This is a genomic window from Rhizobium sp. 10N427, from assembly GCF_056394605.1.
Genome location: NZ_JBFTID010000013.1, coordinates 56,324 through 83,107, shown reverse-complemented (window position 1 = coordinate 83,107; position 26,784 = coordinate 56,324). Strand labels below are relative to the sequence as shown.

29 protein-coding genes are annotated in these 26,784 nt (G+C 61.2%); 16 read left to right on the top strand and 13 right to left on the bottom strand.

All coding sequences use genetic code 11. The annotated features are described in order from the left end of the window. Window positions 1-9: 9 nt before the first annotated feature. Window positions 10-1,431: a phosphomannomutase gene (locus tag AC1DIJ_RS23285; RefSeq protein WP_112390461.1), complete on the bottom strand. Its 1,422-nt coding sequence runs from the start codon at window positions 1,429-1,431 to the stop codon at window positions 10-12. 153 nt (window positions 1,432-1,584) lie between these two features. Here AC1DIJ_RS23285 and ung point away from each other — a divergent pair, with 153 nt between their 5' ends. The 3 genes from ung (at window position 1,585) to AC1DIJ_RS23270 (ending at window position 3,978) form a co-directional block, all read left to right on the top strand. Then, window positions 1,585-2,286: a uracil-DNA glycosylase gene (gene ung / locus AC1DIJ_RS23280; RefSeq protein ID WP_112390381.1), complete on the top strand. Its 702-nt coding sequence runs from the start codon at window positions 1,585-1,587 to the stop codon at window positions 2,284-2,286. Between the two features lie 139 nt (window positions 2,287-2,425). Further along, window positions 2,426-3,358 (top strand): VOC family protein, encoded by a 933-nt coding sequence (locus tag AC1DIJ_RS23275; RefSeq protein ID WP_112390382.1) that lies wholly within the window; start codon window positions 2,426-2,428, stop codon window positions 3,356-3,358. An 11-nt stretch (window positions 3,359-3,369) separates the two neighbouring features. Beyond that, window positions 3,370-3,978 carry an alpha/beta hydrolase gene (locus tag AC1DIJ_RS23270; protein ID WP_112390383.1) on the top strand — a complete coding sequence of 203 codons (609 nt, stop codon included), beginning with the start codon at window positions 3,370-3,372 and terminating at the stop codon, window positions 3,976-3,978. Between the two features lie 4 nt (window positions 3,979-3,982). Here AC1DIJ_RS23270 and AC1DIJ_RS23265 read toward each other — a convergent pair whose 3' ends face one another. After that, entirely contained in the window at window positions 3,983-4,852 is an 870-nt protein-coding gene (locus tag AC1DIJ_RS23265; RefSeq protein ID WP_112390384.1) for a DUF6030 family protein, read from the bottom strand. 351 nt (window positions 4,853-5,203) lie between these two features. Here AC1DIJ_RS23265 and AC1DIJ_RS23260 point away from each other — a divergent pair, with 351 nt between their 5' ends. Together AC1DIJ_RS23260 and AC1DIJ_RS23255 are read left to right on the top strand one after the other, a co-directional pair. Then, window positions 5,204-7,243, top strand: a complete 2,040-nt coding sequence (locus AC1DIJ_RS23260) for a response regulator (protein ID WP_477831568.1) — start codon at window positions 5,204-5,206, stop codon at window positions 7,241-7,243. Between the two features lie 321 nt (window positions 7,244-7,564). Next, on the top strand, window positions 7,565-8,410 hold the full coding sequence (locus tag AC1DIJ_RS23255; RefSeq protein WP_112390386.1) for a GNAT family N-acetyltransferase: 846 nt from the start codon (window positions 7,565-7,567) through the stop codon (window positions 8,408-8,410). On the opposite strand, the gene AC1DIJ_RS23250 is transcribed toward AC1DIJ_RS23255, so the two are convergent. Then, window positions 8,407-9,324 (bottom strand): DMT family transporter, encoded by a 918-nt coding sequence (locus AC1DIJ_RS23250; protein ID WP_112390387.1) that lies wholly within the window; start codon window positions 9,322-9,324, stop codon window positions 8,407-8,409. The two genes, AC1DIJ_RS23255 and AC1DIJ_RS23250, sit on opposite strands and share 4 nt — an antisense overlap. 196 nt (window positions 9,325-9,520) lie before the next feature. Between AC1DIJ_RS23250 and AC1DIJ_RS23245 the strand changes: the two genes are divergently transcribed. The 4 genes from AC1DIJ_RS23245 to AC1DIJ_RS23230 all read left to right on the top strand — a co-directional run bounded on the left by AC1DIJ_RS23245 (window position 9,521) and on the right by AC1DIJ_RS23230 (window position 14,326). Beyond that, the gene (locus tag AC1DIJ_RS23245; protein ID WP_112390388.1) at window positions 9,521-10,816 is read left to right on the top strand and encodes an adenylosuccinate synthase; all 1,296 of its coding nucleotides are present in this window, start codon (window positions 9,521-9,523) and stop codon (window positions 10,814-10,816) included. 59 nt (window positions 10,817-10,875) lie between these two features. Beyond that, window positions 10,876-13,248, top strand: coding sequence for a ribonuclease E domain-containing protein (locus tag AC1DIJ_RS23240; protein WP_112390389.1), 2,373 nt, complete (start codon window positions 10,876-10,878; stop codon window positions 13,246-13,248). Window positions 13,249-13,476: 228 nt separating this feature from the next. After that, window positions 13,477-13,833, top strand: coding sequence for an ArsR/SmtB family transcription factor (locus AC1DIJ_RS23235; RefSeq protein ID WP_112390462.1), 357 nt, complete (start codon window positions 13,477-13,479; stop codon window positions 13,831-13,833). Continuing rightward, window positions 13,817-14,326: an SRPBCC family protein gene (locus AC1DIJ_RS23230; RefSeq protein ID WP_112390390.1), complete on the top strand. Its 510-nt coding sequence runs from the start codon at window positions 13,817-13,819 to the stop codon at window positions 14,324-14,326. The genes AC1DIJ_RS23235 and AC1DIJ_RS23230 overlap by 17 nt, the downstream gene beginning before the upstream one ends. 88 nt (window positions 14,327-14,414) lie before the next feature. Here AC1DIJ_RS23230 and rpoH read toward each other — a convergent pair whose 3' ends face one another. Together rpoH and AC1DIJ_RS23220 are read right to left on the bottom strand one after the other, a co-directional pair. Then, window positions 14,415-15,323 carry an RNA polymerase sigma factor RpoH gene (gene rpoH / locus AC1DIJ_RS23225; RefSeq protein WP_112390391.1) on the bottom strand — a complete coding sequence of 303 codons (909 nt, stop codon included), beginning with the start codon at window positions 15,321-15,323 and terminating at the stop codon, window positions 14,415-14,417. A gap of 163 nt (window positions 15,324-15,486) precedes the next feature. Then, on the bottom strand, window positions 15,487-16,521 hold the full coding sequence (locus AC1DIJ_RS23220) for an RluA family pseudouridine synthase (protein WP_112390392.1): 1,035 nt from the start codon (window positions 16,519-16,521) through the stop codon (window positions 15,487-15,489). Window positions 16,522-16,557: 36 nt separating this feature from the next. On the opposite strand from AC1DIJ_RS23220, the gene AC1DIJ_RS23215 reads away from it, so the two are divergent. Beyond that, a complete protein-coding gene (locus tag AC1DIJ_RS23215) occupies window positions 16,558-16,941 on the top strand; it encodes a hypothetical protein (protein WP_112390393.1) in 384 nt (127 codons plus the stop codon). A gap of 3 nt (window positions 16,942-16,944) precedes the next feature. Then, entirely contained in the window at window positions 16,945-17,763 is an 819-nt protein-coding gene (locus tag AC1DIJ_RS23210; protein ID WP_112390394.1) for a TrmH family RNA methyltransferase, read from the top strand. Between the two features lie 2 nt (window positions 17,764-17,765). Here AC1DIJ_RS23210 and AC1DIJ_RS23205 read toward each other — a convergent pair whose 3' ends face one another. Together AC1DIJ_RS23205 and AC1DIJ_RS23200 are read right to left on the bottom strand one after the other, a co-directional pair. Then, on the bottom strand, window positions 17,766-18,923 hold the full coding sequence (locus AC1DIJ_RS23205; protein WP_162706084.1) for a coiled-coil domain-containing protein: 1,158 nt from the start codon (window positions 18,921-18,923) through the stop codon (window positions 17,766-17,768). A 118-nt stretch (window positions 18,924-19,041) separates the two neighbouring features. After that, window positions 19,042-19,638 (bottom strand): EipA family protein, encoded by a 597-nt coding sequence (locus tag AC1DIJ_RS23200; protein ID WP_112390398.1) that lies wholly within the window; start codon window positions 19,636-19,638, stop codon window positions 19,042-19,044. A 189-nt stretch (window positions 19,639-19,827) separates the two neighbouring features. Here AC1DIJ_RS23200 and chpT point away from each other — a divergent pair, with 189 nt between their 5' ends. Together chpT and AC1DIJ_RS23190 are read left to right on the top strand one after the other, a co-directional pair. Further along, window positions 19,828-20,475, top strand: a complete 648-nt coding sequence (gene chpT / locus AC1DIJ_RS23195; protein ID WP_112390399.1) for a histidine phosphotransferase ChpT — start codon at window positions 19,828-19,830, stop codon at window positions 20,473-20,475. A 119-nt stretch (window positions 20,476-20,594) separates the two neighbouring features. Beyond that, entirely contained in the window at window positions 20,595-20,957 is a 363-nt protein-coding gene (locus AC1DIJ_RS23190) for a response regulator (RefSeq protein ID WP_112390400.1), read from the top strand. Between the two features lie 202 nt (window positions 20,958-21,159). On the opposite strand, the gene ctrA is transcribed toward AC1DIJ_RS23190, so the two are convergent. Continuing rightward, entirely contained in the window at window positions 21,160-21,861 is a 702-nt protein-coding gene (gene ctrA, locus AC1DIJ_RS23185) for a response regulator transcription factor CtrA (RefSeq protein WP_112390401.1), read from the bottom strand. A gap of 443 nt (window positions 21,862-22,304) precedes the next feature. On the opposite strand from ctrA, the gene AC1DIJ_RS23180 reads away from it, so the two are divergent. Continuing rightward, on the top strand, window positions 22,305-22,655 hold the full coding sequence (locus AC1DIJ_RS23180) for a flagellar export protein FliJ (RefSeq protein WP_112390402.1): 351 nt from the start codon (window positions 22,305-22,307) through the stop codon (window positions 22,653-22,655). A 100-nt stretch (window positions 22,656-22,755) separates the two neighbouring features. Here AC1DIJ_RS23180 and AC1DIJ_RS23175 read toward each other — a convergent pair whose 3' ends face one another. Genes AC1DIJ_RS23175 through AC1DIJ_RS23165 form a run of 3 tightly spaced genes read right to left on the bottom strand, consistent with a single transcriptional unit; the run spans window position 22,756 to window position 23,647 of the window. Further along, window positions 22,756-22,998: a type II toxin-antitoxin system RelE/ParE family toxin gene (locus AC1DIJ_RS23175; RefSeq protein WP_477831567.1), complete on the bottom strand. Its 243-nt coding sequence runs from the start codon at window positions 22,996-22,998 to the stop codon at window positions 22,756-22,758. A 50-nt stretch (window positions 22,999-23,048) separates the two neighbouring features. Next, window positions 23,049-23,312 carry a ribbon-helix-helix domain-containing protein gene (locus tag AC1DIJ_RS23170; protein ID WP_112390404.1) on the bottom strand — a complete coding sequence of 88 codons (264 nt, stop codon included), beginning with the start codon at window positions 23,310-23,312 and terminating at the stop codon, window positions 23,049-23,051. A 56-nt stretch (window positions 23,313-23,368) separates the two neighbouring features. Further along, complete coding sequence (locus tag AC1DIJ_RS23165; RefSeq protein WP_112390405.1) at window positions 23,369-23,647, bottom strand: GNAT family N-acetyltransferase; 279 nt, start codon at window positions 23,645-23,647, stop codon at window positions 23,369-23,371. A 102-nt stretch (window positions 23,648-23,749) separates the two neighbouring features. Here AC1DIJ_RS23165 and AC1DIJ_RS23160 point away from each other — a divergent pair, with 102 nt between their 5' ends. Next, window positions 23,750-24,217: a paraquat-inducible protein A gene (locus tag AC1DIJ_RS23160; protein ID WP_112390406.1), complete on the top strand. Its 468-nt coding sequence runs from the start codon at window positions 23,750-23,752 to the stop codon at window positions 24,215-24,217. A gap of 19 nt (window positions 24,218-24,236) precedes the next feature. Here AC1DIJ_RS23160 and sciP read toward each other — a convergent pair whose 3' ends face one another. Then, a complete protein-coding gene (sciP, locus tag AC1DIJ_RS23155) occupies window positions 24,237-24,512 on the bottom strand; it encodes a CtrA inhibitor SciP (protein ID WP_034476390.1) in 276 nt (91 codons plus the stop codon). A gap of 396 nt (window positions 24,513-24,908) precedes the next feature. On the opposite strand from sciP, the gene AC1DIJ_RS23150 reads away from it, so the two are divergent. Then, complete coding sequence (locus tag AC1DIJ_RS23150) at window positions 24,909-25,655, top strand: helix-turn-helix transcriptional regulator (protein WP_112390407.1); 747 nt, start codon at window positions 24,909-24,911, stop codon at window positions 25,653-25,655. 3 nt (window positions 25,656-25,658) lie between these two features. Here the strand turns inward: AC1DIJ_RS23150 and AC1DIJ_RS23145 are convergent, their stop codons facing one another. After that, entirely contained in the window at window positions 25,659-26,693 is a 1,035-nt protein-coding gene (locus tag AC1DIJ_RS23145; protein WP_477831561.1) for a DUF2793 domain-containing protein, read from the bottom strand. Between the last annotated feature and the right edge of the window lie 91 nt (window positions 26,694-26,784).

The following is a 26,784-nucleotide window of genomic DNA, read 5'->3' as shown; positions in this document are numbered from 1 at the left end:
AGTCTTGGTTCAGTTGGCGTTCGCCCATTGCCGGATCCGGTTCAGGCCGGCATCCAGCAGCGCAGCTGCCGCAGCTTCATCTTTCGCTTCTACATAACAGCGCATTTCCGGTGCGTTACCGGAAGGCCGAAAGTGGATGACGGCTTCATCCTTAAGCGTTACCCGCAGGCCATCGATATCGCTCACCTTCGCCGGTTCGCCGATCGGCGTCAGGAATTCGGCGAGGTTGTCAGGCGATTGGCGAAGATAAGCCATCAGCCTGGCGCTGGTCTCGACTGGAAAATTCTCCAGCCTGTCGGCAGCAGCGACGGGAAGGGCAAAGGACGAGGCAATCTTGGACAGCAGTTTGCCGTCCTTTGCCGAAAGCGAAAGCACGGCCAGCATCGGCAGGAAGCAATCGCGTGTCGGCAGCGGCGCCAGCACCGTTCCGTTGATCGCAAATTCCGACGCCGTCAGCGTGCCGCCATTGGCTTCGAAGCCGATGACGCGCGCCTTGCCGGCCGAAACCGCCTCCTGCATGCTCGAGATGACGAAGGGCGAGCCGACCTTGGTGCGGGTAACAGCAAAATCGCCCGCCGTCTCGATGCCGGAATTCGAGGTCACCGGAGTGACGACCACGGCGGCTTTCAGGAACTTCGCGGCGATCAGGCCGAGGAGATCACCGCGCAGCGGCGTCCCGGTTTCGTCGGTCACCAGCGGCCGGTCGCCATCGCCATCGGCGGAGACGATTGCGTCCAGCCGGTGCTCGGCAGCCCAGCCCTTCAACAGCTCGATCGTTTCAGGCGAGACGGCTTCGGTATCGACGGGAATGAAAGTTTGCGAACGGCCGAGCGCTATCGTCTCGGCGCCATAGAGCGCCAGCAGATCAACCAGCATGTCGCGCGCGACGGTGCTGTGCTGGTAGACGCCGATGCGCTGGCCGGAAAGCGCCTTTGCCGGGAGGATAGCCGCGTTGCGCTTGAAAAAGCCTTCGGCGCACGCCGCCGCATGATCTGATGCAGTGCCTGTTTTCGCGGGCATCACAAACGTGGCGTCGAGCTTGGCTGCGGCAGCGGAGATCGCCGTCTCGTCGGCCTTGTCGATTTCGCCATCCGGCCGGTAGAACTTGATGCCGTTGCGATCTGCGGGGATATGCGAGCCCGTGATCATCAGGCTGGCGGCGCTGAGCTTGAGGCCGTAGAGCGCCAGCGCCGGGGTGGGCACGGTGCCGCAATCGGCGACCGCGAATCCGAGCGAAGCCAGCGCTGCTGTGCAGTTATCAGCAATTTCCGGGCTGGAATCGCGAAAGTCACGGCCGAGCAGGATGAGGTCACCCGGCTTTACCTGTCCGCTTTCCAGGAGATACTGGCCGAAGGCGGCCGCATAGAGCGCGGAAGCCCTGCCTTTTAGATCGGCGGAGAGCCCGCGCAGTCCACTAGTCCCAAATTTCATTCTGAATAAGCCCTGCCAGCGCTTGAATCCGTCGGCCATTATCAACACACTACTGTCACTTCGTAAATTTTGATCCGCAGCGATCACTAAATTACTTCGCAATTCCCTTTTCGAGCCACATCAGGTGCTCGTTCTCAGCGAACGGGAGCGCAAATGACCGAACAGACAATCGCATTGGAAGACAGCTGGAAGGCCGCGCTGGCCCCGGAGTTTTCAAGCCCGTACATGCAGCAGCTGAAGGCGTTTCTGCAGGCGCAGAAGCAGGCGGGAAAGCATATTTTCCCCAAGGGATCGGAGTATTTTCGCGCCCTCGATCTGACGCCGCTATCCGATGTGAAGGTCGTCATCCTCGGCCAGGATCCGTATCACGGCCTCGGACAGGCGCACGGGCTGTGCTTCAGCGTGCGTCCCGGCGTGCGCATCCCGCCGTCGCTGGTCAATATCTACAAGGAGATGGAGACCGATCTCGGTATCGAGCGCGCCCGGCATGGCTTCCTGGAGCATTGGGCGAAGCAGGGCGTGCTGCTCTTAAACAGTGTACTGACCGTCGAGGAGGCGCAGGCTGCCTCGCATCAGGGACAGGGCTGGGAGAAATTCACCGATGCCGTGATCCGCAAGGTCAACGAGGAATGCGAGCATGTGGTCTTCATCCTCTGGGGATCCTATGCGCAGCGCAAGGCGGCGTTCGTCGATAGCGCGCGCCATCTGGTGCTGAAGGCGCCACATCCTTCGCCGCTCTCGGCGCATAATGGCTTTTTCGGCAGCAAGCCGTTTTCCAAGGCGAATGCCTATCTGCAGTCTCATGGCCGTGCGGCGATCGATTGGCAGCTGCCTGCGAACCCACAGGTTAACTAGCGCTTTCTGAACGACATTCTCTCATCGTTCAATAAAAAGAGACAATGCGTGTCAGCTTGCGGGGCTATTCCAAAAGCCGCCGAGGGATCATCTATCACCCATCGAAAGCCCGCCGATGCGGGCAAGAAAGGGGTTTTCCATGTTGAACCAGATCAAGGGGCTGCACCACGTCACATCGATGGCTGAGGATGCCCGGACCAACAATCAGTTCTTCACCCACGCGCTCGGCCTGCGCCGGGTCAAGAAGACCGTGAACTTCGACGCTCCCGACGTCTATCACCTCTATTATGGTGACGAGACCGGTGCGCCGGGTACGATCATGACCTACTTCCCGTTCCCGAAGATGGCGCAGGGCCGTCCGGGCACCGGCGAAGTCGGCACCACCGTCTACTCGGTTCCCGAAGGCTCGATCGGCTTCTGGAGCGACCGGCTGTCGAAGCTCGATGCCGGCGGCCTGAAGGCAGAGGAAAGCTTCGGCGAGAAGCGCCTGAATTTTGCCGGTCTTGACGGTGACGGCTTCGCGCTCGTCGAAGTCAAGGACGATGCGCGTAAGCCGTGGACGAACGGCGGTATCTCCGAGGATCATGCGATCCGCGGTTTCCACTCGGTTGCCATGCGGCTGCGCGATGACGGCGCGACGTCCGAACTTCTGAAGTTCATGGGTTATCAGGTCCAAGACGAGAAGGACGGCGTCAAGCGTCTTATCCTGCCCGGCGGCAATGGTGCGCATCTGATCGATCTCGAAACGATGCCGAGCATCAACCGTGCGCTTCCGGGTGCCGGTTCCGTCCACCACGTCGCCTTCGCCGTCGAAAACCGCGAGACGCAGCTCGAAGTGCGCAAGGCGCTGATGGATACCGGTTACCAGGTGACGCCGGTCATCGACCGCGATTACTTCTGGGCAATCTATTTCCGCACGCCGGGTGGCGTGCTGTTCGAGATCGCCACCAACGAACCGGGCTTCGACCGTGACGAAGATACGGCTCATCTCGGCGAGGCGCTGAAGCTGCCGCAGCAGCATGCGCATATGCGCCAGTTGATCGAGCAGCATCTGCCGCCGCTCGAAGCCTAAGGAGAACAGCCATGGCTGATAATTCATATGTGCACCGGCTGCATGCCGGTGCACCCGGAAAGCCTATTCTCTTCGTGCTGCACGGCACGGGGGGCGACGAGACGCAGTTCTTCGAGTTCGGTCGGCGTCTGCTGCCGGAAGCAACAATCGTTTCGCCGCGGGGCGATGTTTCCGAACATGGTGCGGCGCGTTTCTTCAAGCGCACCGGCGAGGGCGTCTACGATATGGACGACCTCACCCGGGCAACCGAAAAAATGGCCGCCTATGTCAGGGATCTCGCGGCCGGTCACGGCGCGTCACACATTCTCGGACTGGGCTTTTCCAATGGTGCGAACATTCTCGCCAATGTGCTGATCGAGAAAGGCATCTTCGATGCTGCCGCGCTGCTGCATCCGCTGATCCCGTTCCAGCCGAAGTCTAATCCGGAACTTGCCGGACGGCGCATGCTGATCACTGCGGGCCAGCGCGATCCGATCTGCCCGGTGCCACAGACCGAGGCGCTTGCTGCCTATTTCGAACAGGAAAAGGCAAAGGTCACGACGGAGTGGCACACGGGCGGGCATGACATCCGTCCGAACGAGATCGATGCCATCAGGACGTTCTTCGAGCCTTACTTCTAAGCCTCTAACGAAAATAGGGCGGCCGCTTTTCCGAAGGCGGCTGCTCGGGCAACTCAAGCCAGCGTTCGCCGGAGAAATAGGCTCTGGTGCGGACCTGCGGTCCGGGCGTCGCCTTCATTGCGATGATGAAGTTGAAGCTATTGTCGCTGGTGGTTTCGCGGGTGAAGCTGACGCTGGTCCCGAAGCTTTCTTCCTTCACGTCTTTCAATTCGCGGATCGCTGCGAGCGTGGCGGAGAAGTCCTGCCAGTGCGGCTGGGCGAGCATGGTCTCGAAAATTCGCATCGCCGCCGGATCGAGCTTTCCGGCGCTGTCGGTCTCCGGACCGACGAGCTTGGCGCGCATGTTGAAGATCGCTCCGTCGCGGTCGCCGCGGATAATCACGAAGACCGAGCTCAGCGGGCGTTCGGCATCCTGCTTGTAGACCTGCTGGAAGGTGCATTCGAATGTGGTGCTGCTCATGCCGGCAGCCCGCCACGGCGTCGTGCCGATGCCTGCCTTCCGCAGGGCGTCGCAGATCGCCGGGCCCGTCGTCCACCATGTCCTGAAGAAGGCGGCCGCGAGTTCGGCAAGCGGTGGATCCATCAGCCGCGGATCACGCTCGATGCTGGCGAGGACGGGATTGGGTGCCGGTCTTGGCCTGGGTGGCGGAGGCGAGCTTTTCGGGAGGACTGCCACGGTCTTTTGTGGCGTGAACGGGTAGCCCAGCCGCCCGGCAAGATCGCGCAGATGCCGCATGTCGTTCGACAGCAGAACGGTGCCGCCGATCAGAGAGAGCGAGACGGCCAGCATAGACCACAGCACCAGGCCGCGCCTCCGGCGCAGCGGCGGGCTCTTCATGTCCTGATTTGAGGTCTCGGTTGCCAAATCGATCACTCTGGTGTGGCGTTTCCCCAGCGCTTCCCGCCCGCCACGTCTCAGTAAAGATAAAGCGGAATACTCAATAAAATACCGCAAATTCTGCCGATGTGCAGTAAATGCCCGCAGCACGGCATTCGGACCATTGCGGTTGGCCGATGGTGATCTAGATCTGTCCCTCTCCGTACAAGCGGATATCATCCAGAAAAGGTTGCCGCCTTGAGTTCAGACGTAACATCGCTCTCCCGGGAGCAGCTCGAAGAAGAAGTACGACGTCTGAGATCGCAGCAGCCAGACAGACCCCTCGGAGCAGGCAGTCACAGCGGCGTCGAGCCGGGACGCGGTGACGTGCCGCAATCGGCCGACGAGATGCAGATGCGCAGCGAGGCGCGCTATCGCGCACTGTTCGAGGCGATCGACGACGGCTTTTGCATCATCGAATTCATCGACGGTCCACATGGCCCCTTGAGCGACTATGTGCATATCGAGGCCAATTCCGGCTATGGGCGGCATACCGGGATCTCCGACATCATCGGCAAGACGCTGCGCGACATCGAACCGAATGCGCCAGACCAGTGGCTGACGCTCTATGGCGGCGTGCTGGAAAGTGGCCGGGCGATCCGCTTCGAGCAGCATTTCGTTGCCGTCGACCGCTATATCGAAGTCTCGGCCTCGCGCGTCGAGCCGGCAAGCCTGCGGCAGGTCTCGGTGCTGTTTCGGGATATCACCGCGCGCAGGCAGGCGGAAAATGCATTGCGTGACAGCGAGGCGACCGCGCGTGAGAATGTGCAGCGCGTTCAGCTGGCGCTGGCGGCCGGCGCCATCATAGGCACGTGGTTTTGGGACGTGCCGTCAAACCGGTTCACGGTGGATGAGGCCTTTGCGCGGGCATTCGGTCTCGATCCGGCGCTTGGCCGGATCGGACTCAGCCTCGATCAGGTGATCGAAACCGTTCATCCCGACGACAAGGCCTCGCTTTCGCAGGCCATGGGCGAAGCCCTAAGACGCGGCGGTCCCTATGCGCATCAATACCGGACGCGCCGCGCCGACGGGCAATATTACTGGCTGGAAGCCAATGGACGGGTCGAGCTTGCCGCCGATGGCACGCCGCTCAGCTTTCCCGGAGTGCTCCTCGACATCGAAACGCGCCGCGCCGTCGAGGCCGAACGCGACCGCGCCACGTCGGCACTTCGTTCGCTCAACGATACGCTGGAGCAGCGTGTCGCCGAGCGGACGGCGGAACTGATGCATGCCGAGGAGCAGCTGCGCCATTCGCAGAAGATGGAAGCTGTCGGTCAGCTGACCGGCGGTCTGGCGCATGATTTCAACAACCTGCTGGCCGGTATCTCCGGCTCCATGGAGCTGATGCAGACGCGCCTGGCGCAGGGCCGCATCAGCGAACTCGACCGCTACGTCACCGGCGCACAGGGCGCGGTCAAACGCGCGGCGGGCCTGACGCAGCGTCTGCTGGCGTTTTCGCGGCGGCAGACGCTCGATCCGAAACCGGCAACGCTCAATCGTCTGGTGTCTGGCATGCAGGACCTGGTGACCCGCAGCGTCGGGCCGACCATCGAGGTGGAGACGGCGCTGGCGGGCGGTCTGTGGACCACGTTCGTCGATATCGGACAGCTCGAAAACGCCCTGCTGAACCTCTGCCTCAACGCCAGGGATGCGATGCCCGATGGCGGAAAGCTGACGATCGAGACCGGCAACCGATGGTTCGACGAGCGGGCTTCGCGACAGCGAGGGCTGTCGTCCGGGCAATATGTGTCGCTATGCGTCAGCGATACCGGCACCGGCATGACGCCGGATGTCGTGGAGCGGGCGTTCGATCCGTTCTTTACCACCAAGCCCACAGGGCAGGGCACCGGTCTCGGCCTGTCGATGGTGCATGGCTTTGCCGGCCAGTCCGGCGGGACGGCGCGCATCTATTCGGAGCTCGGCAAGGGCACGATGATCTGCATCTATCTGCCGCGCCATCTCGGCGATGCGGAAACGGCTGACGACATGTCGAGCCCGACGGTGACGCCGCGCGCTTCGGGCCACGAGACGATCCTCGTCGTCGATGACGAGCCGCTGGTGCGTATGGTGGCGGTCGAGATCCTAGAGGAGCTCGGTTATCACGTGCTGGAGGCCGATGACGGCATGAGCGCGATGCGGATCATGAATTCCGGCCAGCCGATCGATCTCCTGGTGACCGATGTCGGACTGCCCGGCGGGATGAACGGGCGGCAGCTGGCCGATGCGATCAGGGCGACACGGCCCGATCTCCGTGTCCTGTTCGTTACCGGCTATGCCGAGAATGCGGTTCTGAACCACGGCCATCTCGATCACGGCATGCATGTGATGACCAAGCCGTTTCTCGGCGATGCTTTCGCCCGCCGGGTGAAAGATTTGCTGATCAAGTAACGGATCGCCTAAGACTGCCGCCCGCATTCTTCCAGCACTGCCGGAACAGCGAGAATAGCACGCGTGGAGCCGCCGGAATCTTCTTCCACGGCTTCGCGATGCTGGCGATTTGTTAAGTAATTTTCTTGAGATTGTAGCTTTGTTGTTTCATGATCATTGCGGCACGAAGTTTTTCGCGCCGGGCCTTACGGCGATCGATGTTTGATCGTTTCAGTCATGAACATGTTTCTTCGTATGGGCGGGGATGCTTGGAAAGCTATTCTTTAGCTTTTCTTCATATGCGCTTTGCGGGCTTGCGGCAGAGTTGGTTAGGGAAGTTGCATGAATTCGGAGTTTGCGGTTCGTCCCATGCGGCCGGGCGAGTTGGAGCTTGTACTCGAGTGGGCCCGGCAGGAAGGCTGGAATCCCGGCCTCGACGATTCCCTTGCATTTCATGACGCCGATCCGTCCGGCTTCTTTGTCGGCGCCATAGGCGAAGTGCCTGTCGGCTCGATCTCGGTCGTCAAATATGGCGACAGTTTCGCCTTTCTCGGCCTCTATATCGTTCACCCGGATTTCCGTGGCAAAGGCTATGGCAAGGCGATCTGGAATGCCGGTATGGCGTCGGCCGAAGGCCGCACCATCGGCCTCGATGGCGTCGAGGCGCAGCAGCCGAGTTACCGCAAGGCGGGTTTCGAGCCTGCCTACAAGACGATCCGCTTCGGCGGCATAGCCAAGCCTGCACCGCAATCGCCGCAGCTCGCACAAGCGGTTTCCGACAAGACAGATGGCATCGCCCGCTACGACTCCTCGATCTTCCCCGCATCGCGTCCCGAGTTCATCAGCGCCTGGTGCACCAGCCGCAAGGGCCGCAAGAGTGCCGTCGTGCGCAAGAGCGGCAAGATCCGCGGCTATGGCACGATCCGCCGCTGTTACGAGGGCTACAAGATCGGCCCGCTATTTGCCGCCGATGCCGACACGGCGGCGGCGCTCATTGCGCAGCTCGTCACCGAGGCGAACGGCGCCCGGATCTTCATCGACGTGCCGGCCGATAACGCGGAGGCTATCGCGCTCGCCGAGGCGATCGGGCTTAAGCCGGTAATGGAGACGATGCGCATGTATCGCGGCCAGGCGCCGGTGATCCCGCTGAAGAACGTCTACGGCGTGACGACGCTGGAACTCGGTTAGTCGACCGGCGAGGCTGGCGTCGTGGGAGCGGATGCCTTTGGGCGTCCCTTCTCGGCGATGGCGATCCCGCCGAGCGTCAGCGCCAGTGCAATCATGTGGAAGACCTGCAGCTCTTCTCCGAGAAGCAGAACTGACAGCAGAGTGCCGAAAACCGGCACCAGATTGATGAACAGCCCGGCGCGATTGGCGCCGATCGTTTCGACACCCTTGATGTAGAGGATCTGCGCCAGTAGCGACGCGAAGATCGCCGTGTAGAAGGCGATCACCCAGCCGTTGGCATCGGGCACCTGGATATTGCCTTTCGAGCCTTCCCAGATCAGCAACGGGATCGAGCTCAGTGCGGCAGCAAGTGCCGGGATCGCCATCAGCGTGCGCCAGTCGACGGGCGGTTTCCAGCGCAGAAAGATCGTATAGACGGAATAGGCGACGACGGCGATCAGCATTAGCGCGTCGCCGCGGTTGAGGCTGAGCTGCAGCAGCGTGGCGAAATCGCCGTGGGCCGCCGTCAGTGCGACGCCGACCAGCGTCATGCCGAAGCCAGCGAATTGCGCCAACGAGACGCTGGTGCGGAAGAAGACGAAGTTCAGCAGGAAGATCAGCATCGGGATGCCTGCCTGCTCGATCGCCACGTTAATCGCCGTCGTATACTGCACGGCGGAATAGAGCATGGCGTTGAAGGTCGTGTAGCCGATGATGCCGTAGAAGAAGAGCAGCGGCAGGTTCTTGCGCACCAGCGGCCAGTCGCGCTTGAGGTAGGGCAGGGAGATCGCGGCGATCAATGCCGTTGCCAGCGTCCAGCGCAGCAGGGTCAGCATCATAGGGCTGATATGGCCAAGCGCCAGCTTGCCGGCCACCGCATTGCCGCCCCAGCACAGCGTTGCGATGACGAGGCAAATATAGGCCGTGATCTGCACGATGATTCTTTCCGTATCGGTGATTGGCCGGACAGGAGGCGGGGCGTGGCTCCGGCAATAGCCCGCGGCGGGCTGTTTTGTCACGCAAAAAGCCCATTTCACCGCGATAACAGGGTCGCTTTCCAAAAAACAAACCTTTATAGATGCGCGGGTTTGAGCAGGGCGCGGATAATCCGCCGGTAACAGGAAGAGTTGGATGACGAACGTAGTCGTGGTCGGTTCCCAATGGGGTGACGAAGGCAAGGGCAAGATTGTCGATTGGCTTTCGGAACGTGCGGACGTCATCGTTCGCTATCAGGGCGGCCATAATGCAGGTCATACGCTGGTCATCGACGGCGTCAGCTACAAGCTGGCGCTGCTGCCGTCCGGCCTCGTTCGTGGCAAGCTCAGCGTCATCGGCAACGGTGTCGTTGTCGATCCGCATCACTTCGTCGCCGAAGTCGAGAAGCTGCGCGCCCAGGGCGTCAATGTCACCCCTGAAGTGCTGCGCATCGCCGACAACGCGCCGCTGATCCTGTCGCTGCACCGCGATCTCGACGGTTTCCGTGAAGACGCCGCCTCCAACAGCGGCACCAAGATCGGTACCACCCGCCGCGGCATCGGCCCGGCCTATGAAGACAAGGTCGGCCGCCGCGCCATCCGCGCCATCGATCTTGCCGATCCGGAAACGCTGCCGGCCAAGATCGACCGTCTCCTGACCCATCACAACGCCCTGCGCCGTGGCCTCGGCCTGCCGGAAATTTCGGTGGAATCGCTGGAGAAGGAACTGAACGACGTTGCCGCTCAGGTTCTGCCCTATGTCGATCAGGTCTGGCGCATTCTCGACGACCAGCGCAAGGCCGGTGCCCGCATCCTGTTCGAAGGCGCCCAGGGTGCGCTGCTCGACAACGACCACGGCACGTATCCGTTCGTGACCTCGTCGAACACCGTTGCCGGTCAGGCGGCTGCAGGCTCCGGCCTCGGCCCGACGGCGATCGGCTATGTCCTCGGCATCACCAAGGCCTACACGACCCGCGTCGGCGAAGGTCCGTTCCCGTGCGAGCTGAACGATGAGATCGGCAAGCACCTGTCGACCGTCGGCCGCGAAGTCGGCGTCAACACCGGCCGTCCGCGCCGCTGCGGCTGGTTCGATTCGGTTCTGGTGCGCCAGACGGTGAAGACCTCCGGCATCACCGGCATCGCGCTGACCAAGCTCGACGTCCTCGATGGCTTGGATGAACTGAAGATCTGCGTTGCCTACAAGCTCGACGGGAAGGAGATCGATTATCTTCCGGCAAGCCAGGCCGCGCAGGCCCGTGTCGAGCCCGTCTACATCACGCTCGAGGGATGGAAGGAATCGACTGTCGGTGCCCGCAGCTGGGCCGATCTTCCGGCGCAGGCGATCAAGTATGTACGCCAGGTCGAGGAGCTGATCGGCGCACCGGTCGCCTTGTTGTCCACAAGCCCTGAGCGAGATGACACCATACTTGTGACCGATCCCTTTGAGGATTAATGTCGCGGGTCATTGCGATTTGGCCCGTGCGTTAAGCCGGGCCTTTTGAGAAAGTACGAATGGCGGATTTTATTGCAGTCATCCGGCGGGCCGTTGACGGTCTGACCGAAAATACGCCCGAGATGCGGGTGAAGGTTTACGAGCGGGCCCGCGGCGCAGTGCAGCGGCAGCTCGAAAACATGAAGCCGCGTCCGCCGGAAGCGATGTTGCAACGGCAGCTTGAAAAGCTGGATGCCGCCATTCGTGAAGTCGAGGCCGAGCATGCCGAGGCGCTGCCGGACGACAACGCCGTAGCGCTTGAGCCTATAGCCGCTGCCGAGGCCATCCCCGAGCCCGTCTACGAAGAGCCGGCAGCGGAAGCGCCGGTCGAAGAGCCAGTGCATGCTGGGGCCGAGCCGGTTGAAGACGCCGCTCCGGAAGAGCATTCCGCCTACGAGGAGCCTGTCGCCCACCAAGAGCCTGCCGCCGCCGAGCCTGCCTACGAAGAGCCGCAGCCCATCTATCATGAAGAAGCGGCACCCGCCGCCGAACCCGAAGTGCACGCAGAAGAGCCTGCGCCGTGGCAGCAGCCTGCCGAGGACGCGCCTGCTGAAACCTGGCACGCCCCGCAGCACGAAGAGCCGGTCGAGCCGGAACACCACGTTGCCGCCGAAACCGCAGTCTTCGAAGAACATCACGCCGAACCGGAACCGGTGGAAGCCGTCGAGCCGCTTCGCGCCAGCGAATATAATCCGGCCAACCGCCTGGTTGAGCCTTTCGCCTCGTTCGAGAAGCCGCAGGAATTTGTCGAGCAGACGCAGGAAGAGCCGCTGCAGAGCGATGCCGCCGGGCGTTTCGAACCTGTGTGGAGCGAGCCCGTTGCCGAGGCGCCCGCCGAGCCGCCGAAGGATGCAGAAACGGTCTGGGCCGATCAGGAACTGCACAACTTCTCCAGCCTTGCGCCTGCGGCCAATGCCGATTCCGGCGCCCGCGCCTTCGAAGAGGCGCTGTCGGGTCTGAGCTCTGTGCCGGAGCCCGCCAAGATGCCTCCGGCGCACGAAGGCTTCTCATGGGAAGCGGCAGCCTTCGACGACCTGCCGCCGATCGATGCGCCCAAGAAGGCCGCAGCGGCACCGCATGGCGACGATTCCGATCTGTTTTCCGAAGTGCATGGCAACAAGGCAGCGCCCGCGCAACCGGCACCCGATGTGCCCGGCAGCGAGTGGAAGGAAGCCGAATCGCTTCGCGGCTACGGCCGCCGCGGCAGCGTTGCCAATGACGACGACGATACGGCACCGGTTGCCGATATCGACCAGATTGTCGCTGCCAAGCTGCAGAACAAGAACTTCCGCATGGAGCCGAAGCGCCGCCGCTTCGGCTCCGGCAGGATCATCGGTACGCTCGTTGCTCTCGCCGTGCTTGGCGGTGGCGGCTACGCGGCGTGGATGAAGCGCGACGAGCTGAACGCCATGGTCAATGGCCTGATCAGCTCGGCGCCGAAGACCGCCGAAACGACGAAACCCGCAGCGACCACGACGCCGCCCACCACCGCGCCGGCATCGGGCACCGCTCCTGCGGCCAACGACAGCTCCGCAGCCCCGGCTGAAAGCAACAAGCAGGTTGCCGCCGTGGATGACGGCGCGTCGGTCAGCAACAAGTTCAACCAGCGCCTGATGGCCGACGGCAGCGAGACGGATCCGGGTCCCGCCACGGTCGCCACGACACCGACAGCCGAAGGCAAGTCGGTTGCGCAGCAGAGCGTCGCTTCTGCCGCCCCGGCCGTACAGGCACAGGCTACGCCTGCGGCGCAGCCGGGCGCTGCCAATGCACAGCAGCCACCTGCAACGGATGCGCCGGCCCCGGCTGCCGCGCAGACGCAGACACCGGTCGGCGCATCGGAAAAGATGTTCCTCTATGAGGAGCGTATTGGCCAGAGCTCGCCGACGGCGATCCAGGGTTCGGTCGTCTGGAGCGTCCAGCACGAGAAGGGCGCCAACGGCAAGGATGAGGCGACGGTGCAGGGCAACGTCACCGTTCCCGAGCGCAATCTCTCGGCTCTCGTGACCTTCAAGCGCAATTCCGACCCGTCGCTGCCCGCCAGCCATCTGGTCGAAATCGTCTTCTCGGTACCGCCGAATTTTGAAGGCGGTAAGATCGACAGCGTTCAGCGCATCTCGATGAAGCGGACCGAGCAGGACCGCGGCGACGCGCTGATCGCCGTTCCGGCCAAGATCACCGACGATTTCCACATGATCGCCCTGAACGACTATCCGGACGCCCGCAAGTCGAACCTCGACCTGCTCGCCACCCGCGACTGGATCGACATCCCGATCACCTACCGCAACGGCCGCCGTGCCCTGATCACCATGCAGAAGGGTTCGACCGGCGGCGCCGCGTTCAACACCGCGATCAGCAGCTGGACCGCCCTCGGCGACGTCAGCACCAGCCAGTAAAATCTGGCTGGTAGCCACAAAACGAGGCGGTTCCTGCGGGGACCGCCTGCCGTTCACGCGCGGGAAACATCTCCAGTTCTATCCACGAACCGCGGTTGGCGGGACGATTACGAGTGTCGAATTTTCGAACTCGGTCGAATCCGCGCGTTGGAAAGGGACATAGCGAATAGTCAGAATCGCGGGGAACGCTTGCGCTTCTCGTCTAAGCAGATTACAACACTGAACTATATGGTTCAGTATATAGCTCCTCCTCTTGATCTCTCGTTCGCGGCGCTTTCCGATGCAACACGCCGTGGGATCATCGATCTGCTCGGTCATGGGGACGCATCTATTACCAGTCTCGCTGATGCCTTTCAGATGACGCTGACTGGCATGAAGAAGCACGTCCAGGTTCTTGAGAGGGCCGGGCTTGTCGTCACACAGAAGGTTGGAAGGGTGAGAACCTGCAGGCTTGGAAAACGCGGCCTCAAGGCGGAGGCGGAGTGGATAGAGGCGCACCGCAAGCTCTTCGAGGCCCGTTTCGACGCGTTGGATGAAATCATCAACGAAATACAACAGGGAGGAAGCGATGAAGGAGCAGTTTGAGAGTACAGGCGCGCAGAACCCCACGTCAGTCCAGCGCAAAGGGGATCGCGAACTCGTCATTACGCGAACATTCAATGCGCCGCCGAGCACGGTCTACAGGGCGTGGAGCCAGCCGGAGCTGTTTCAGCGCTGGTGGGTGCCGGAATCGGCGCCGGGCGGGGTTTCGCTCGTATCGTGCGACATGGACGTTCGGACCGGCGGCAAATATCGGCTTGAATTCGGCACTGGCGGTTCGGATACCATGGCCTTCTACGGTAAGTATCTCGAGGTCGTGCCCAACGAGCGTATCGTCTGGACCAATGACGAGGGCGAAGAGGGCGCGATCACGACCGTGACCTTCGAGGATCAGGGCGGGAAAACCCTGTTGACCTTCCACGAAGTCTATCCGTCCAGGGAGGCGCTTGAACAAGCACTGCAGGAAGGCGCGGCCGCATTGCCGGAACAACTGGAACAACTCCGCAAATTTCTTTCCAGCATCGGCGATCATTGCTGACATGGTATCGTGAAGCCCAGCGCTTCCACATTGCAAAAAAGGCGGGCCATTGGCCCGCCTTTTTCAATTGTTGTTCTACTGCAGGCGCTTACGCGCTGGCTTCCACCACGCGCACGGCCTTGGCCATGTCGAGCGCTTCCTTGCGGACGGCGTCCTGGACCTTTTCGAAGGCGCGGACCTCGATCTGGCGGACGCGTTCGCGGCTGATGTCGAATTCTGACGACAGGTCTTCCAGCGTCACCGGATCCTCGGCGAGGCGGCGTGCTTCGAAGATGCGGCGTTCGCGTTCGTTGAGTACCGACATCGCCTTGGAGAGCATCCGGCGGCGGGTGTCGAGCTCGTCCTGCTCGATCAGCACTTCTTCCTGGCTGTCGTGATCATCGACCAGCCAGTCCTGCCACTGGCCGCTATCGCCTTCGGACGCCTTGATCGAGGCGTTCAGCGATGCGTCGCCGGACAGGCGGCGGTTCATGGATACGACTTCCTCTTCCGACACCTTCAGCTTAGTGGCGATTTCGGAGACGTGTTCCGGCTTCAGATCACCTTCGTCGATCGCCTGCAGGCGGCCCTTGAGGCGGCGCAGGTTGAAGAACAGGCGCTTCTGATTGGCGGTCGTGCCCATTTTCACGAGCGACCACGAACGCAGGATATATTCCTGGATCGAGGCCTTGATCCACCACATGGCATAGGTTGCCAGGCGGAAGCCGCGTTCCGGGTCGAACTTCTTCACGGCCTGCATGAGGCCGACGTTACCTTCGGAGACGACTTCGCCGATCGGCAGGCCATAGCCACGGTAGCCCATCGCGATCTTGGCGACGAGACGCAGGTGGCTGGTGACGAGCTTGTGCGCAGCGTCGCGGTCGCCATGTTCGGCATAGCGCTTGGCGAGCATGTATTCCTGCTGGGGCTCCAGCATCGGGAACTTGCGGATTTCGTCGAGGTAACGGTTAAGACCGGCTTCGCCGGCCGTAATGGATGGCAGGTTATTACGGGCCATGATTGCACCCTCCTATATAGATTCCGGTTCCCGATGGAACGCGTCCCCGCGTCGTTAAAGGCAAACCGGGACGTGCGGCTCAAAGCTGAGCCCGCACTAAGTCCATATACAGATAAGTATGGCCGAACAGGGGTTCAAGGCCACCGGAGCATTCACGAAGGCGTTATGGCGCCGCTGCCCGCAGCGCCTCGACGAGCTCGATCATGTCGTCCGGCAGCGGCACTTCGAAGCGCATGACTTCGCCAGTGCGCGGGTGCTCGAACTGCAGCATATAGGCGTGGAGCGCCTGACGCGTGAAGCCGTTCACCACCTTGCGGACGGCATCGGGAAGCTTGTTTGCCTTGGTCTTGAAGCCGGCGCCATAAACGGTGTCGCCGAGCAGCGGATGGCCGATATGGGCCATGTGGACGCGGATCTGGTGGGTACGGCCGGTTTCCAGGTGGCACTCGACCAGCGAAGCCAGCGACAGGGCGTCCGGCGTCTCCTGGAAGCGTTCGAGCACTTCGTAATGGGTAATCGCCTCGTCGGCTTCCTGATTGCCGGGGCGCTTTACTTCGCGGCGGGTGCGGTCTCCGGTGCCGCGGCCGAGCGGCGCGTCGATCGTGCCTGCCAGCGAGCGCGGACGGCCCCAGACGATCGCCTGATAGGCGCGTTCCAGCGGCATGGTCCGGCCGTGGTCGGCAAACTGCGCCGACAGATGGCGGTGGGCGATATCGTTCTTGGCAACGATCATCACGCCCGTCGTATCCTTGTCGAGCCGGTGGACGATGCCCGGGCGCTTGACGCCGCCGATGCCCGAAAGGCTGTCGCCGCAGTGATAGATCAGCGCGTTGACCAGCGTGCCGGTCCAGTTGCCGGCGGCCGGATGGACGACGAGGCCCGATGGCTTGGAGATGACGATGACGTCGTCGTCCTCGTAGAGGATGTCGAGCGGGATGTTCTCGCCCTTGGGCTCCGGATCTTCCGGCTCGGGCAGCAGCATCTCGTAGGTATCGCCGGCGCGGACCTTCTTTTGCGGATCGGTCGCCAGGGCGCCGTTGACGAGAAGCTGGCCTTCCTTGATCAGCACCTTCACCCGGCTGCGCGAAAACTCGGGTCCAAGCTGGGCCGTCAGCCATGCGTCGAGGCGGCCCGTTGCGCTCTCATCTGCCGTCAGGACTTTCCTAATGCCGGATGCTTGTTTAAAGGGGTCGCTCAAGTCGCTTCTTCTCCGACGTTTTCATAGGACACCGTAATGACGCAAATCGAACCAGACGATCAGGAAGACAAGCCCCTTGACCCGGCAATGGAAAGCGTCCGGCGCAAGATGGTTCGCCTGCAGATCGTTTCCGGCGCCATCATGTTCGTGAGCCTTATGGCGGTCTTCGGCGCGGTTGTCTACAAGGTGACGCGGCCTGCACCGGCAGGCGCGCCTGCTGTTGCTTCGAACGGCGTTCCGACGGATTCGCCGGTCAGCGGCACGGTTTCGCTGCCGGCTGGCTTCGCGGTTCAGTCGACCTCGCTTTCGGGCAGCCAGATCCTGTTCTACGGTCAGGGTAGCGATGGCAAGCACCGCGCGATCGTCGTCGATACCAGGACGGGCCATACCGTCGCCGATATCGCCATCGCCGGCAATTGAGCCATGGCGGCTGCTCCGGTCACGATCGATGATCCCGCCGATCTGAGGATCGCGGAGTTTCGCGAGATCCGCGAGCGTGACCTGACGGGGCGTCAGGGCCGTTTCATCGCCGAGGGAACAGTGGTGCTGCGCATGCTGGCGCAGGCCCACCGGCGCGGCACGTTCGCGGCCGAGAAGATCCTGTTGCTCGCAAACCGGGCGGCGGGCGTGGACGATATCCTGGCCGAGTTTCCCAGCGACGTGCCCGTCTACATCGCCGATGCCGCCACGCTTGATGGCATCGTCGGCTTTCATCTACATCGCGGCGTGCTGGCGCTCGGCAGGAAGCTCGCGCCGGCGACAAGTCTGATCGACCGGCTACCGGAACAGGCGCTGGTTATTGCCGGATGCGGCATCTCCAATCACGACAATGCCGGCTCGATGTTCCGCAATGCGGCAGCGTTCAAGGCGGACGCGATCTTCCTCGACGAAACCTCTTGTGATCCGCTCTATCGCAAGGCGTTGCGCGTCTCGGTCGGCTCTGTGCTCAGCGTTCCCTATGAACGCAGCGGGTCCGCACTCGATCTGCTTGGCGGCCTTGCTGGGCGCGGCTTCGATATCTGGACGCTGTCGCCGCGTGGCGAGGTCGATATCCGCGATATCCCGGCTTCGCCGCGCATGGCGCTGGTGGCCGGAACCGAGGGGGAGGGGTTGCCTGAGGCGATCCTCTCGCGCTTCCGCAGTGCCCGGATCCCGCAATCCGAAGGGCTGGATAGCCTGAATGTCGCGACGGCAACGGGGATCGCCCTGTTTTCCATGGCGTCGGCCGCCCGCAGGCTCTGAGCCTATTTCTGTTCGGATAGAATGGTTGCCGTGCGGGCCGCGAGGTTCAACCGCTCGGCCTGTAGGCTGCCGGTATTTTCGGGCAGGAGCTTGCGAACCGGAGATGTCTCGCCCTCGTTGAGCGCGGTCAGCGCCACGACCTTGGCAGCGATCGAGGCGATTTCCTCACGCAGCGCACTGTCTTTGCCAGTGGCGGTTCTCGCTTTCAGGATGCGATCACAGAGGTCGGTGCTGCGGGCGCGCGCATCCTCGGCGAGCTGCGCTGCGGCGGCTGCCGGGTCCATGCCTTCGTCTTCCTCTGTTGCTGGTGCCGCATCGGGAAGCGCGTTCAGCAGCGAACCCGATAGGCCGGCCTCGCGGATGACGCGGCCTGCCTTGCGCAGCTCGGAATTGGTGCCTTTCAGCTGCTCCTTGAGCTTGGCGAGCTCCTGCTGGCGGCGGGTAAGCAGCGTGTCCTTGTCGGCCGCAGCAGCAGTTTCGCGCGCCACCTTGTCTTCAAGGCGGATCACCATGTGTTCCTGCTGGGTCAGCTTCTGCTCGGCATCCTTGGCGCGCTTCTGCAGGAGGTTAACGTCCTGGCGCAGCGTGTCGCGCTCGTCGCGCAGTGCATTGGCGCGGAATTTGACGCTTTCGATCTCGGTTTCGCGTGCCGCCATGTCGATCTTCAAATTGTCTGTCTGTTCAGCAAGCTTGTTCAGCCGGATGCGCAGCGCATCCAGCTCGCCTTCCTTCTGGGCGCTCGATTGCTCGGCGATATGCAGGCTGGTCTTCAGCTGGCTGATATAGTTCTCGTCCTTGCGCAGATGCGAGCGCAGCTCGGCGGCTTCGACGTTGAGATCGCTGATCTGGCCCTGGAGGGTGCTGATCTCGGCGGCCAACCGGCCGCCGTCGAGCGCCAAAGAGTCATGCCGCAATTGCAGGGAGAGGGATTTTTCGCGCTCGCGGGTAAGATCCTGCGTCGTGCGCGCATTGTCGGCAGCGTAGAGGGCGCGGACCATATCCTTCTGCGCCCGCACTTCCTGTGGGCTGAGCGGCATCGTCGCCCGCATCCGGTTTTCCGTGTACCAGACGACGCGCCGGTGGATGGCAGGAGACACCAGGAAAACCAGGAAGGCCGCAGTCAGGAAACCCAGCCCGAACAGAAGAGCATATTCGATCACGGCGCTGTCAATGCTTCCAGAAAGTGATTTGCGTCGCAGCAATGATTACGCACGCAATGCGCGCGGGGCAAGTGGCGGATGGGTGACGGCGGGGAAGAATCCCGCCGTCCATTCCATATCAGAAGGGGTTCCACGTCGGACCGGGGGTGATCTTGAGATAGCCGACATTGACGCCGAGACGGGCGCCGACGCCGGTGCGGATCGGCACGACGAGAACGTTATTGTTCTTGAGCAGCGTCATGCCGAAGCCGGCGATGACATAGGCCTGGCCGCTGACGCCGCCGAAGCGGGCATAGATGCTGTCGATAGACGGTAGGTCATAGACCAGCATCATGACGCGCGAGCCCTGGCCACCGTAGTCGATGCCGAGCGACGGACCCTGCCAGTAGAGCGGATGCTCGCCTGCGTTCTTGGTGTTCAGCTGTCCTTCGCCATAGGTGAGGCCGGCGATGAAGGCGCCGGAGCCTTCCTGTCCGAGAATGTAGCCGTTCGGCAGGCCGTATTTCTGGAAGGCAGCTTCGATGACCTTGGCGAGACCGCCGCTGGTGGAGCCGAAGAAGGAGTGTCCGGCGTCGACGATTTCCTGGACCGTGTACTGGCTGCTATTGGTCTGCTGGGCCGCAGCCTGTTGCGAAGAGAGCATAAATGCAGAGATGGTCAGCGCGACAAGCAGCCGGCAGAAGCCCATAAATCTTCCTGGGGATTGAAGGTGCATGGTGTCATCCGTTCATCATGGTCGGTTCAATGAGCCGTTTCCGGCAATTGATACATTTTGCTCCGATCGCCTTAACAATCGGTTTACCAAATATGGTGTCATTATGGCGCCGAGTACGGGCGCAAACTTCGTGCAATTTTGATCAGGCAAGATATGGCGGAATGAATTGACCGCCATTAGGAGACGATGATGTCCAAGAACCCCAATCTGACTTTGACCGGCCCGGATCTTGCCGCGCTACTCTGCAGCCGCGTCTGCCATGACGTCATCTCGCCTGTCGGCGCAATCAACAACGGTCTGGAGCTGCTCGACGAGGGCGGTGCCGACGCCGACGCCATGGATCTGATCCGCACCAGCGCGCTGAATGCCTCTGTGCGTCTCAAGTTCGCTCGTCTCGCTTTCGGTGCTTCAGGCTCCGTCGGCGCCTCGATCGACACCGGCGAGGCAGAACGCGCCGCCAAGGATTTCGCTGCGGCTGAAAAGAAGACCGAGATCACCTGGATCGGTCCGCGCGCCATCGTCGCCAAGAACCGCGTCAAGCTGCTGCTCAATCTGCTTTTGGTCGCCTATTCCTCGATCCCGCGCGGCGGCTCGCTGGAAGTGACGCTCGAAAATCCGGAATTCGACGCGAAATTCAAGATCGTCGCCAAGGGCAAGCTGATGCGCCTGCCGCCTAAATTCGTCGAGATTGCCTCGGGCAATATCGAGGAAGCGGTCGATGCCCATTCGATCCAGCCCTATTACACCGTTCTGCTGGCCGACGATTGCGGCATGGAACTCGGCCACAGCGCAACCGGCGAAGAGATTATTTTTACAGCCGAAACCGTTGCGGCCTAAGCTTATGGTTGCATGACTGCGCATTGTCTCTTTCCGGGTAACACTTCCTTAGCCTAATCGACCTATCCTTTCGGGCTGAGGAAGCGCCACCGGGACAGAAGTGGGGCGAAGGAGCAGTGATGCAGCGTTTCATGATCACCGACAGTTCGGACGTCGTTCGCAAGGTCGGCAAGCGTATCCTTTCCGAGCTCGATTTCCTGGTGGGCGAGGCGGCAAATGCCGCCGAAGCCCTGTCTGCCTGCCAGATAGAACTTCCCGACTACCTGATCGTCGATTCCGGCATGGAAGGTGCGCTAGAGCTGATCACCACCATCCGCGCCATGGATGGTGGCAAAGAGGTCAAGATTTATTACTGCGTTATCGAAGCCGACCTGAAGAAGCTGATGGCCGGCAAGCGGGCAGGCGCGACCGACTTCCTGCTGAAGCCGTTCGACCGCAAGATCCTGACCGCCGTCTTCGGCAACCGCGCGATCGCCGCGTAACAATCCACCTATTTTCAGTTTCAAACCTTATGCCCGGCATCTCCCGGGGATTTGCGCGCGCCCAATGACGTTGCCAGTGCCCGGCCACCTGACCTCGAATGAGAGAGGACGCCTAGCGAGGGCGGCCAAACGATAGATCGCAAACGAAAAAATCCCGCCGTGAAGGCGGGATTTTGAATTTGGCAAAAGGGGAAATGCGGTATCAGGCGCTTTCGGCGTATTCGGCACCATCCGGCTCGCGCAGCACGTAGCCGCGGCCCCAGACGGTTTCGATGTAGTTGGCGCCGCCGGCAGCGTTCGCAAGCTTCTTGCGCAGCTTGCAGATGAAGACGTCGATGATCTTCAATTCCGGTTCGTCCATGCCGCCGTAAAGGTGGTTCAGGAACATTTCCTTGGTGAGCGTCGTGCCCTTGCGGAGCGAAAGCAGCTCCAGCATCTGGTATTCCTTGCCCGTCAGGTGAACGCGCTGGCCGCCGACTTCGACGGTCTTGGCGTCGAGGTTGACGATCAGTTCGCCCGTCATGATGACCGACTGGGCATGGCCCTTCGAACGGCGGACGATGGCGTGGATGCGGGCGACCAGCTCATCCTTGTGGAACGGCTTGGTCATGTAGTCGTCGGCGCCGAAGCCGAGACCACGGACCTTGTCTTCGATGCCGGCCATACCCGAGAGGATGAGGATCGGTGTCTTGACCTTGGACAGGCGGAGAGTGCGCAGCACTTCATATCCGGACATGTCGGGAAGGTTCAAATCGAGAAGGATGATGTCGTAATCATACAGTTTGCCGAGGTCGACGCCTTCTTCACCGAGATCGGTGGTGTAGACGTTAAAACTTTCGGACTTGAGCATCAGTTCGATGCTCTGCGCGGTCGCGCTGTCGTCTTCAATCAGTAGTACCCGCATTATTATCCCCTTTACCGCCGCCGAAAGGTGGTCTGGCCCCCTACGCGATACCGAAATATGTCACTGCGTGATTTGGAAGCTGCCACGAAATGGTTAACAAATTCTATTCCACTCTGGCAAGAGGTAACGAATTTATTAAATATTTTGTCCATTCCGCTGTTTTCCAACGAGAATTCGCAAGACCGATTCCTTAACTTTTACATTAAGAACGGCCGCTAAGCGATTCATTCGACTCAGCAATGAAAAGGTTTCGGAAATCGCGTAGTGATGTTTACCGAGCCTTAAATCATCGGACCTATCATTAACGATGCCCGTAAACGAAAGGTTACCAGCGGTAGGTTTTTGTTAATACCGACGGAAATTTTTTGGGCAGACCGTCTCAAAGCGGTGCGCAAGGGGCAGTTTTAGTAAAGCCGGGATCTCGCATCACTGGAGTAATGCGTATGAAGTCGCGTGAGAGCCTAGTTCGCCTGAAGGAATTTCAGGTGAACGAAAAACGACGTCAGCTGCAGCAATTGCAGATGATGATGTCTGAATTCGAACGGATGACGAAGGATCTGGAGAGCCAGATCGTCGTCGAAGAGAAGAAGTCCGGCATTTCCGACCCGAATCATTTCGCCTACCCGACCTTCGCCAAGGCCGCACGTCAGCGCGCCGACAATCTTCAGGTCTCCATCAAGGAGTTGAAGATGCAGGAAGAGGCTCTGGAACAGGCGCTCGAGGAGATGCAGGCAGAATATGCCCGTGCAGCCGCCCTCGAGGAGCGCGACGGCGCGATTCGCGCCCGGGCGTAACGGTCTGGCGATGGACGCCGCCTGGGCGTCCTGGGGAATCGCCGAAGAAAAAGCCACGTATGACGGGCAAGGTCCGTCATACGTGGCTTTTCGTGTTTTCTTAGGGTCCGAGTTTGAGCAGACGAATGCTTCTCGATGGCACGAGGGCAAGGATACGAACGCCCTCGGGAACCTTGTCGTAGAGAACGATGTGGCTCTGGTGCTCGTGGCGTCTAACGCCTTGGCCAATCTTGTTAGCGGGCCGTCCCATATCCGGGTTTTCAGCGATCAGCTCGAAACAATTCTTAACGCTGTCCCGATAGCGCTTCGCTTGGGGTGCTCCGAAGAGCTCTATGCTGTTCAAAAAGATGGCAAGAAGGTCGCGTTCCGCGCGTTCAGTTAAGACATAACCGCTCAAGATGCACCGGCGCGACGAGCAACGAGCGCTTCAGCCTCCGCGAAAATCTCATCAACCGTTCGTTTGCCAGTTCCGCTGACCCGCGATGCGGCAATGATCTCTTCCAGTTCGACGAGCGAAAGCTCCTGGCCCTGCTGCGTCCGGTCCATCAGGATCAAGTCGCGCAGGTACTCGTCGGCGCTTGCATAGTCGCCCTTGCTGACGCGGCTTTCGACCCAGTCACTCTGCTGATCGGAAAGCGATACGGTTAAGCGTGCCATCTGTCACCTCTTGATACCCACAGGATAATCCGTAGGCAGGCGTTTGCCAAATGGTCTCAGTTCACCACGTCGCGCCATTCGTCGTGGCGCTGTGACTGTGCCTTGAAGAACGGGCAAAGCGCGAAGATTTTCCAGCCGCCCTTGCGGGCTTCCTCGACGGCGTGCAGCGCCAGCGCCTGGCCGACGCCTTTGCCGCGCAGTGCGTCCGGCACGCCGGTGTGATCGATGATGATGAGCTTCGGCGAGGTGCGGGAATAGGTCATCTCGGCCTCATGCCCCTCGACATCAACGACATAACGGCCGCCCGAGGCATTTTCTTCGTTGCGGATATCCATTCTATTGTCCTCCGAAAGAGATGCGTTGCCCGAACGTGGCATGCCGGGCAGGGGCTCACAAGCCGGAGCGAGGGCGACGCAGTGTTCAACGGAGAAGGCTTGATGGTGAAATTGGCGCTGCTGAAGCCCGTGCTGCTGGTCGCGGCGCCGTTCTTTCTGGCGCTCGGGCTGGTCCTGCCGCTGATCCGCTTCGAGAAACTCTATTTTTTCGATGAGACGCCGTCGCTGATCGGGATCGTTGCATCGCTCTGGAGCGGCGGCGACATGCTGCTTGCGGCGATCGTGGCCCTGGTCTCGATCGTTCTGCCGGTTTGCAAGATGATCGGCCTGGCGGTGGAGGCGACAGCGGCCGGTGGCGGAACCGGCAGCTGGTTTTATCGTCACGCCGTGCCTTACCTGTCCAAGTGGTCAATGATGGACGTGCTTCTGGTGGCGATCGTCATTGCTGCGGCGAAGACCACAGGGCTGGCGGATGCTTTTACGCAGCCGGGCCTCTGGTGTTATGCGGCCTCAACAATAATTTCGGGCCTTCTGCATTCCTTGACGGGGAATGCGTCCGGCCCGAAATGAATTTGGCGCCAAAAGGCGATTAGTGACGGTACTGCTGGATACGCGTCGTGCGCAGGCCGGCCAGGCCGTGACTGCTGATCGACGACTGCCAGGACAGGAACTCTTCTACGGTAAGCGTGTAACGCTCACACGCTTCTTCCAAGCTCAACAGGCCACCGCGCACAGCCGCGACAACCTCAGCCTTGCGGCGGATAACCCAGCGCCTTGTATTCGGCGGCGGTAGATCCGCAATCGTAAGCGGGCTGCCATCGGGGCCGATGACATATTTTACTCGGGGTCGTATCATTTCGGTCATTGGGACTCTCTACACAACTCAAGACCACAAACGTCACTCTAGCCCGTCACATTTAAAAATTGCCTAAACCGGTCGTAAGAATTTGATAACAACTTTAAGTGCCGGAGCTACCCACCTCCGGCCGAACTTCCCTTACGTAAATTTGAGCCCGGTGCATGGCTCCCATGCGTAATAAATAATATCTATATTTCGCGGGAAGATTTATAAGCGCTGCAACATTACGAATGAGCGCTAGACCTCGTCTCCGTTCTTCTCGCAGCATTCAGTCATAGAATCACGCCGAAAGCTTCCGTCCACTGCGACGCGGAGCCTCGCTGTGCTCTTGCTGTTGTCCGGCGCCTTCAACGGCCTGCTGGAGCGGGAACGGACCGCAGGTCGCGATTGAGGAAAAAATCGATGACGAGACGGGAACGCGCAGTGCGTAACTGCGTAGACGATAACGCTTTTTCGCTTTCCACCACCACGCGCCAGGGCGATCTCAAGATCGAGTTCAAGCGCAGCCTTGAGCGCATGACCAAGGAAGCGGGCTTCGATTTTTTCCTGCTTGCCTCGTTTCCGCGCGGAGATGCGACGGGCTTCGTTGAAAACCGGGTCGCAAGCAACTGGCCGCAGACCCTCGTCAATCTATACGAGGGCGCGGACATGTTTTACTGCAGCGAACTCGTCAATGCTCTGAAGCAGACGATCGTGCCAGTATATTGCAATGCGGGAACCTTTGGCGGGGCTGCCGCCAATCTAGAAAACCGCCGGTTGAACGCCGCCTTCCAGATGCATGGATTGCAGGCAACTTTCGGCTTTTCGCTACATGACGCTGATCTAAAACAATACATTTTTGCTTTTTCCGGTTCGCGGCCCGCGCTGCAGCAGGAAGAGCAGATGGCACTTTTTTTCTCGGCGATGCAGGCGCTCGACCGTTTCAGCAGCGCCAATCGCGATGAAGTGGGCCCGGCGGAAAGCCTGACGCGGCGCGAAATCGAATGTCTGCGCTGGTCTGCGGCCGGCAAGAGCAGCGACGAGATCGCCATCATTCTCGATCTCTCCTCGCATACCGTCGTTGGCTACCTGAAGAGCGCCATGCGCAAGCTCGATTCGGTCAACCGCATGCAGGCCGTTGCCCGGGCGCTGCGTTACCGGCTGCTCTGACCTTCAAAGCAGGATGGCGCTGATCTCCGTCTTTCCGGCGCCGAATTCATATTGCGCCGTTCCCGTATGCACGATCGACAGCCAGTCTCCGGCGGTCAGCTGGGCGAGGCCGAACGCCGTCTGGCGTGCTGCCGCGGTGGTGGTGACACCGGCAACGGTGGCGAGTGCGGTGCTGCCGTTCGCTTCCAGCCGTGCGCCATAGGCCGATGAGGTCAGCGTGCTGACCGAGAGAATCAGCAGGTAGAGGCCGGAAGCGGGCACGATCAATCTGTTGCCGGTGCCGGATGGCACCGCGGCGCCCAAGGCGAACCCACCCTGCTGCGCATGCATGGCATTGAAGCCGGTGCGGGCGTTGTTGGCCGGGGTCGAAGTCCCCGCCGCAAGCGAAGCGCGCACAACCGGGCGCGCCGGTGTCCTGACGATGCCGCCGGCGGCAATCGCCAACGCTGTCTCCCATGCCGCGCCATCGCCGCTCACCTTGATCGAGAACTCGTCATTGCCGGCAAGCCCCATTTCCGCACGACCCGACCAGTTGGACTGGAAGAGAAGCGACGCGGTGTCGCCGGCCGACGCCTTGTTGACCTTCACCTGATGACCATGACCTTCGTGATTGAAAAGGCTGGYAGAGGAGGAGATAGCGAGGCGGTTTTGCAGATCGGCTGTCGCGTTCAATCCGAGAAGCGGCAGGTCGGAGGGCGGCGGTGCGATATCGCTCCACGTGCCATCGACCAAAATCCGGAATTTTCCGGTGGCGGCAAAATACGCCCGCCATCCCCCGCGCGGCGCGATATAGAGCCAGGCGCTGTCCTGGCGGAACGCAAGCCGCCCCTTTTTCCCGGCCCAGATCCCTGCCGCGTCTGCTGCGATCAGATAGCAGCTGCCTTCTTCCGGCGCTTCGGGCGGTGCCGAGGCTTCGCTTGTGACTGTCAGCTGGATGACCGCATCGATCAGCTGCAGGGCCTCGTTATGCGTCACATGCTTCTGTGCCTGAGAGGGTAGAATATAGGGGAGGGCAAGATTGGCGGTAATCTCGGACATGCAGCAATCTCCATTGCGCCGGGGCGTCGGGTGCTGCCGATCTTAGATCCGCTGTGGCGGCCGGGGACGAAGGCCCGCTGCCGCTGTTGAT

Bases quoted from the DNA above. Each gene is read 5' to 3' on its own strand.
- AC1DIJ_RS23255 (WP_112390386.1), top strand. From the start codon at position 7,565: ATGAATTCGGAGTTTGCGGTTCGTCCCATGCGGCCGGGCGAGTTGGAG.
- ung (WP_112390381.1), top strand. From the start codon at position 1,585: ATGACCGAACAGACAATCGCATTGGAAGACAGCTGGAAGGCCGCGCTG.
- AC1DIJ_RS23245 (WP_112390388.1), top strand. From the start codon at position 9,521: ATGACGAACGTAGTCGTGGTCGGTTCCCAATGGGGTGACGAAGGCAAG.
- AC1DIJ_RS23285 (WP_112390461.1), bottom strand. From the start codon at position 1,431: ATGAAATTTGGGACTAGTGGACTGCGCGGGCTCTCCGCCGATCTAAAA.
- ctrA (WP_112390401.1), bottom strand. From the start codon at position 21,861: ATGCGGGTACTACTGATTGAAGACGACAGCGCGACCGCGCAGAGCATC.
- AC1DIJ_RS23165 (WP_112390405.1), bottom strand. From the start codon at position 23,647: ATGGATATCCGCAACGAAGAAAATGCCTCGGGCGGCCGTTATGTCGTT.
- AC1DIJ_RS23215 (WP_112390393.1), top strand. From the start codon at position 16,558: ATGACGCAAATCGAACCAGACGATCAGGAAGACAAGCCCCTTGACCCG.
- AC1DIJ_RS23160 (WP_112390406.1), top strand. From the start codon at position 23,750: ATGGTGAAATTGGCGCTGCTGAAGCCCGTGCTGCTGGTCGCGGCGCCG.
- AC1DIJ_RS23260 (WP_477831568.1), top strand. From the start codon at position 5,204: ATGCAGATGCGCAGCGAGGCGCGCTATCGCGCACTGTTCGAGGCGATC.
- AC1DIJ_RS23235 (WP_112390462.1), top strand. From the start codon at position 13,477: ATGGTTCAGTATATAGCTCCTCCTCTTGATCTCTCGTTCGCGGCGCTT.
- AC1DIJ_RS23170 (WP_112390404.1), bottom strand. From the start codon at position 23,312: ATGGCACGCTTAACCGTATCGCTTTCCGATCAGCAGAGTGACTGGGTC.
- AC1DIJ_RS23200 (WP_112390398.1), bottom strand. From the start codon at position 19,638: ATGCACCTTCAATCCCCAGGAAGATTTATGGGCTTCTGCCGGCTGCTT.
- AC1DIJ_RS23180 (WP_112390402.1), top strand. From the start codon at position 22,305: ATGAAGTCGCGTGAGAGCCTAGTTCGCCTGAAGGAATTTCAGGTGAAC.
- AC1DIJ_RS23270 (WP_112390383.1), top strand. From the start codon at position 3,370: ATGGCTGATAATTCATATGTGCACCGGCTGCATGCCGGTGCACCCGGA.
- rpoH (WP_112390391.1), bottom strand. From the start codon at position 15,323: ATGGCCCGTAATAACCTGCCATCCATTACGGCCGGCGAAGCCGGTCTT.
- AC1DIJ_RS23210 (WP_112390394.1), top strand. From the start codon at position 16,945: ATGGCGGCTGCTCCGGTCACGATCGATGATCCCGCCGATCTGAGGATC.
- sciP (WP_034476390.1), bottom strand. From the start codon at position 24,512: ATGACCGAAATGATACGACCCCGAGTAAAATATGTCATCGGCCCCGAT.
- AC1DIJ_RS23150 (WP_112390407.1), top strand. From the start codon at position 24,909: ATGACGAGACGGGAACGCGCAGTGCGTAACTGCGTAGACGATAACGCT.
- AC1DIJ_RS23190 (WP_112390400.1), top strand. From the start codon at position 20,595: ATGCAGCGTTTCATGATCACCGACAGTTCGGACGTCGTTCGCAAGGTC.
- AC1DIJ_RS23230 (WP_112390390.1), top strand. From the start codon at position 13,817: ATGAAGGAGCAGTTTGAGAGTACAGGCGCGCAGAACCCCACGTCAGTC.
- AC1DIJ_RS23240 (WP_112390389.1), top strand. From the start codon at position 10,876: ATGGCGGATTTTATTGCAGTCATCCGGCGGGCCGTTGACGGTCTGACC.
- chpT (WP_112390399.1), top strand. From the start codon at position 19,828: ATGTCCAAGAACCCCAATCTGACTTTGACCGGCCCGGATCTTGCCGCG.
- AC1DIJ_RS23275 (WP_112390382.1), top strand. From the start codon at position 2,426: ATGTTGAACCAGATCAAGGGGCTGCACCACGTCACATCGATGGCTGAG.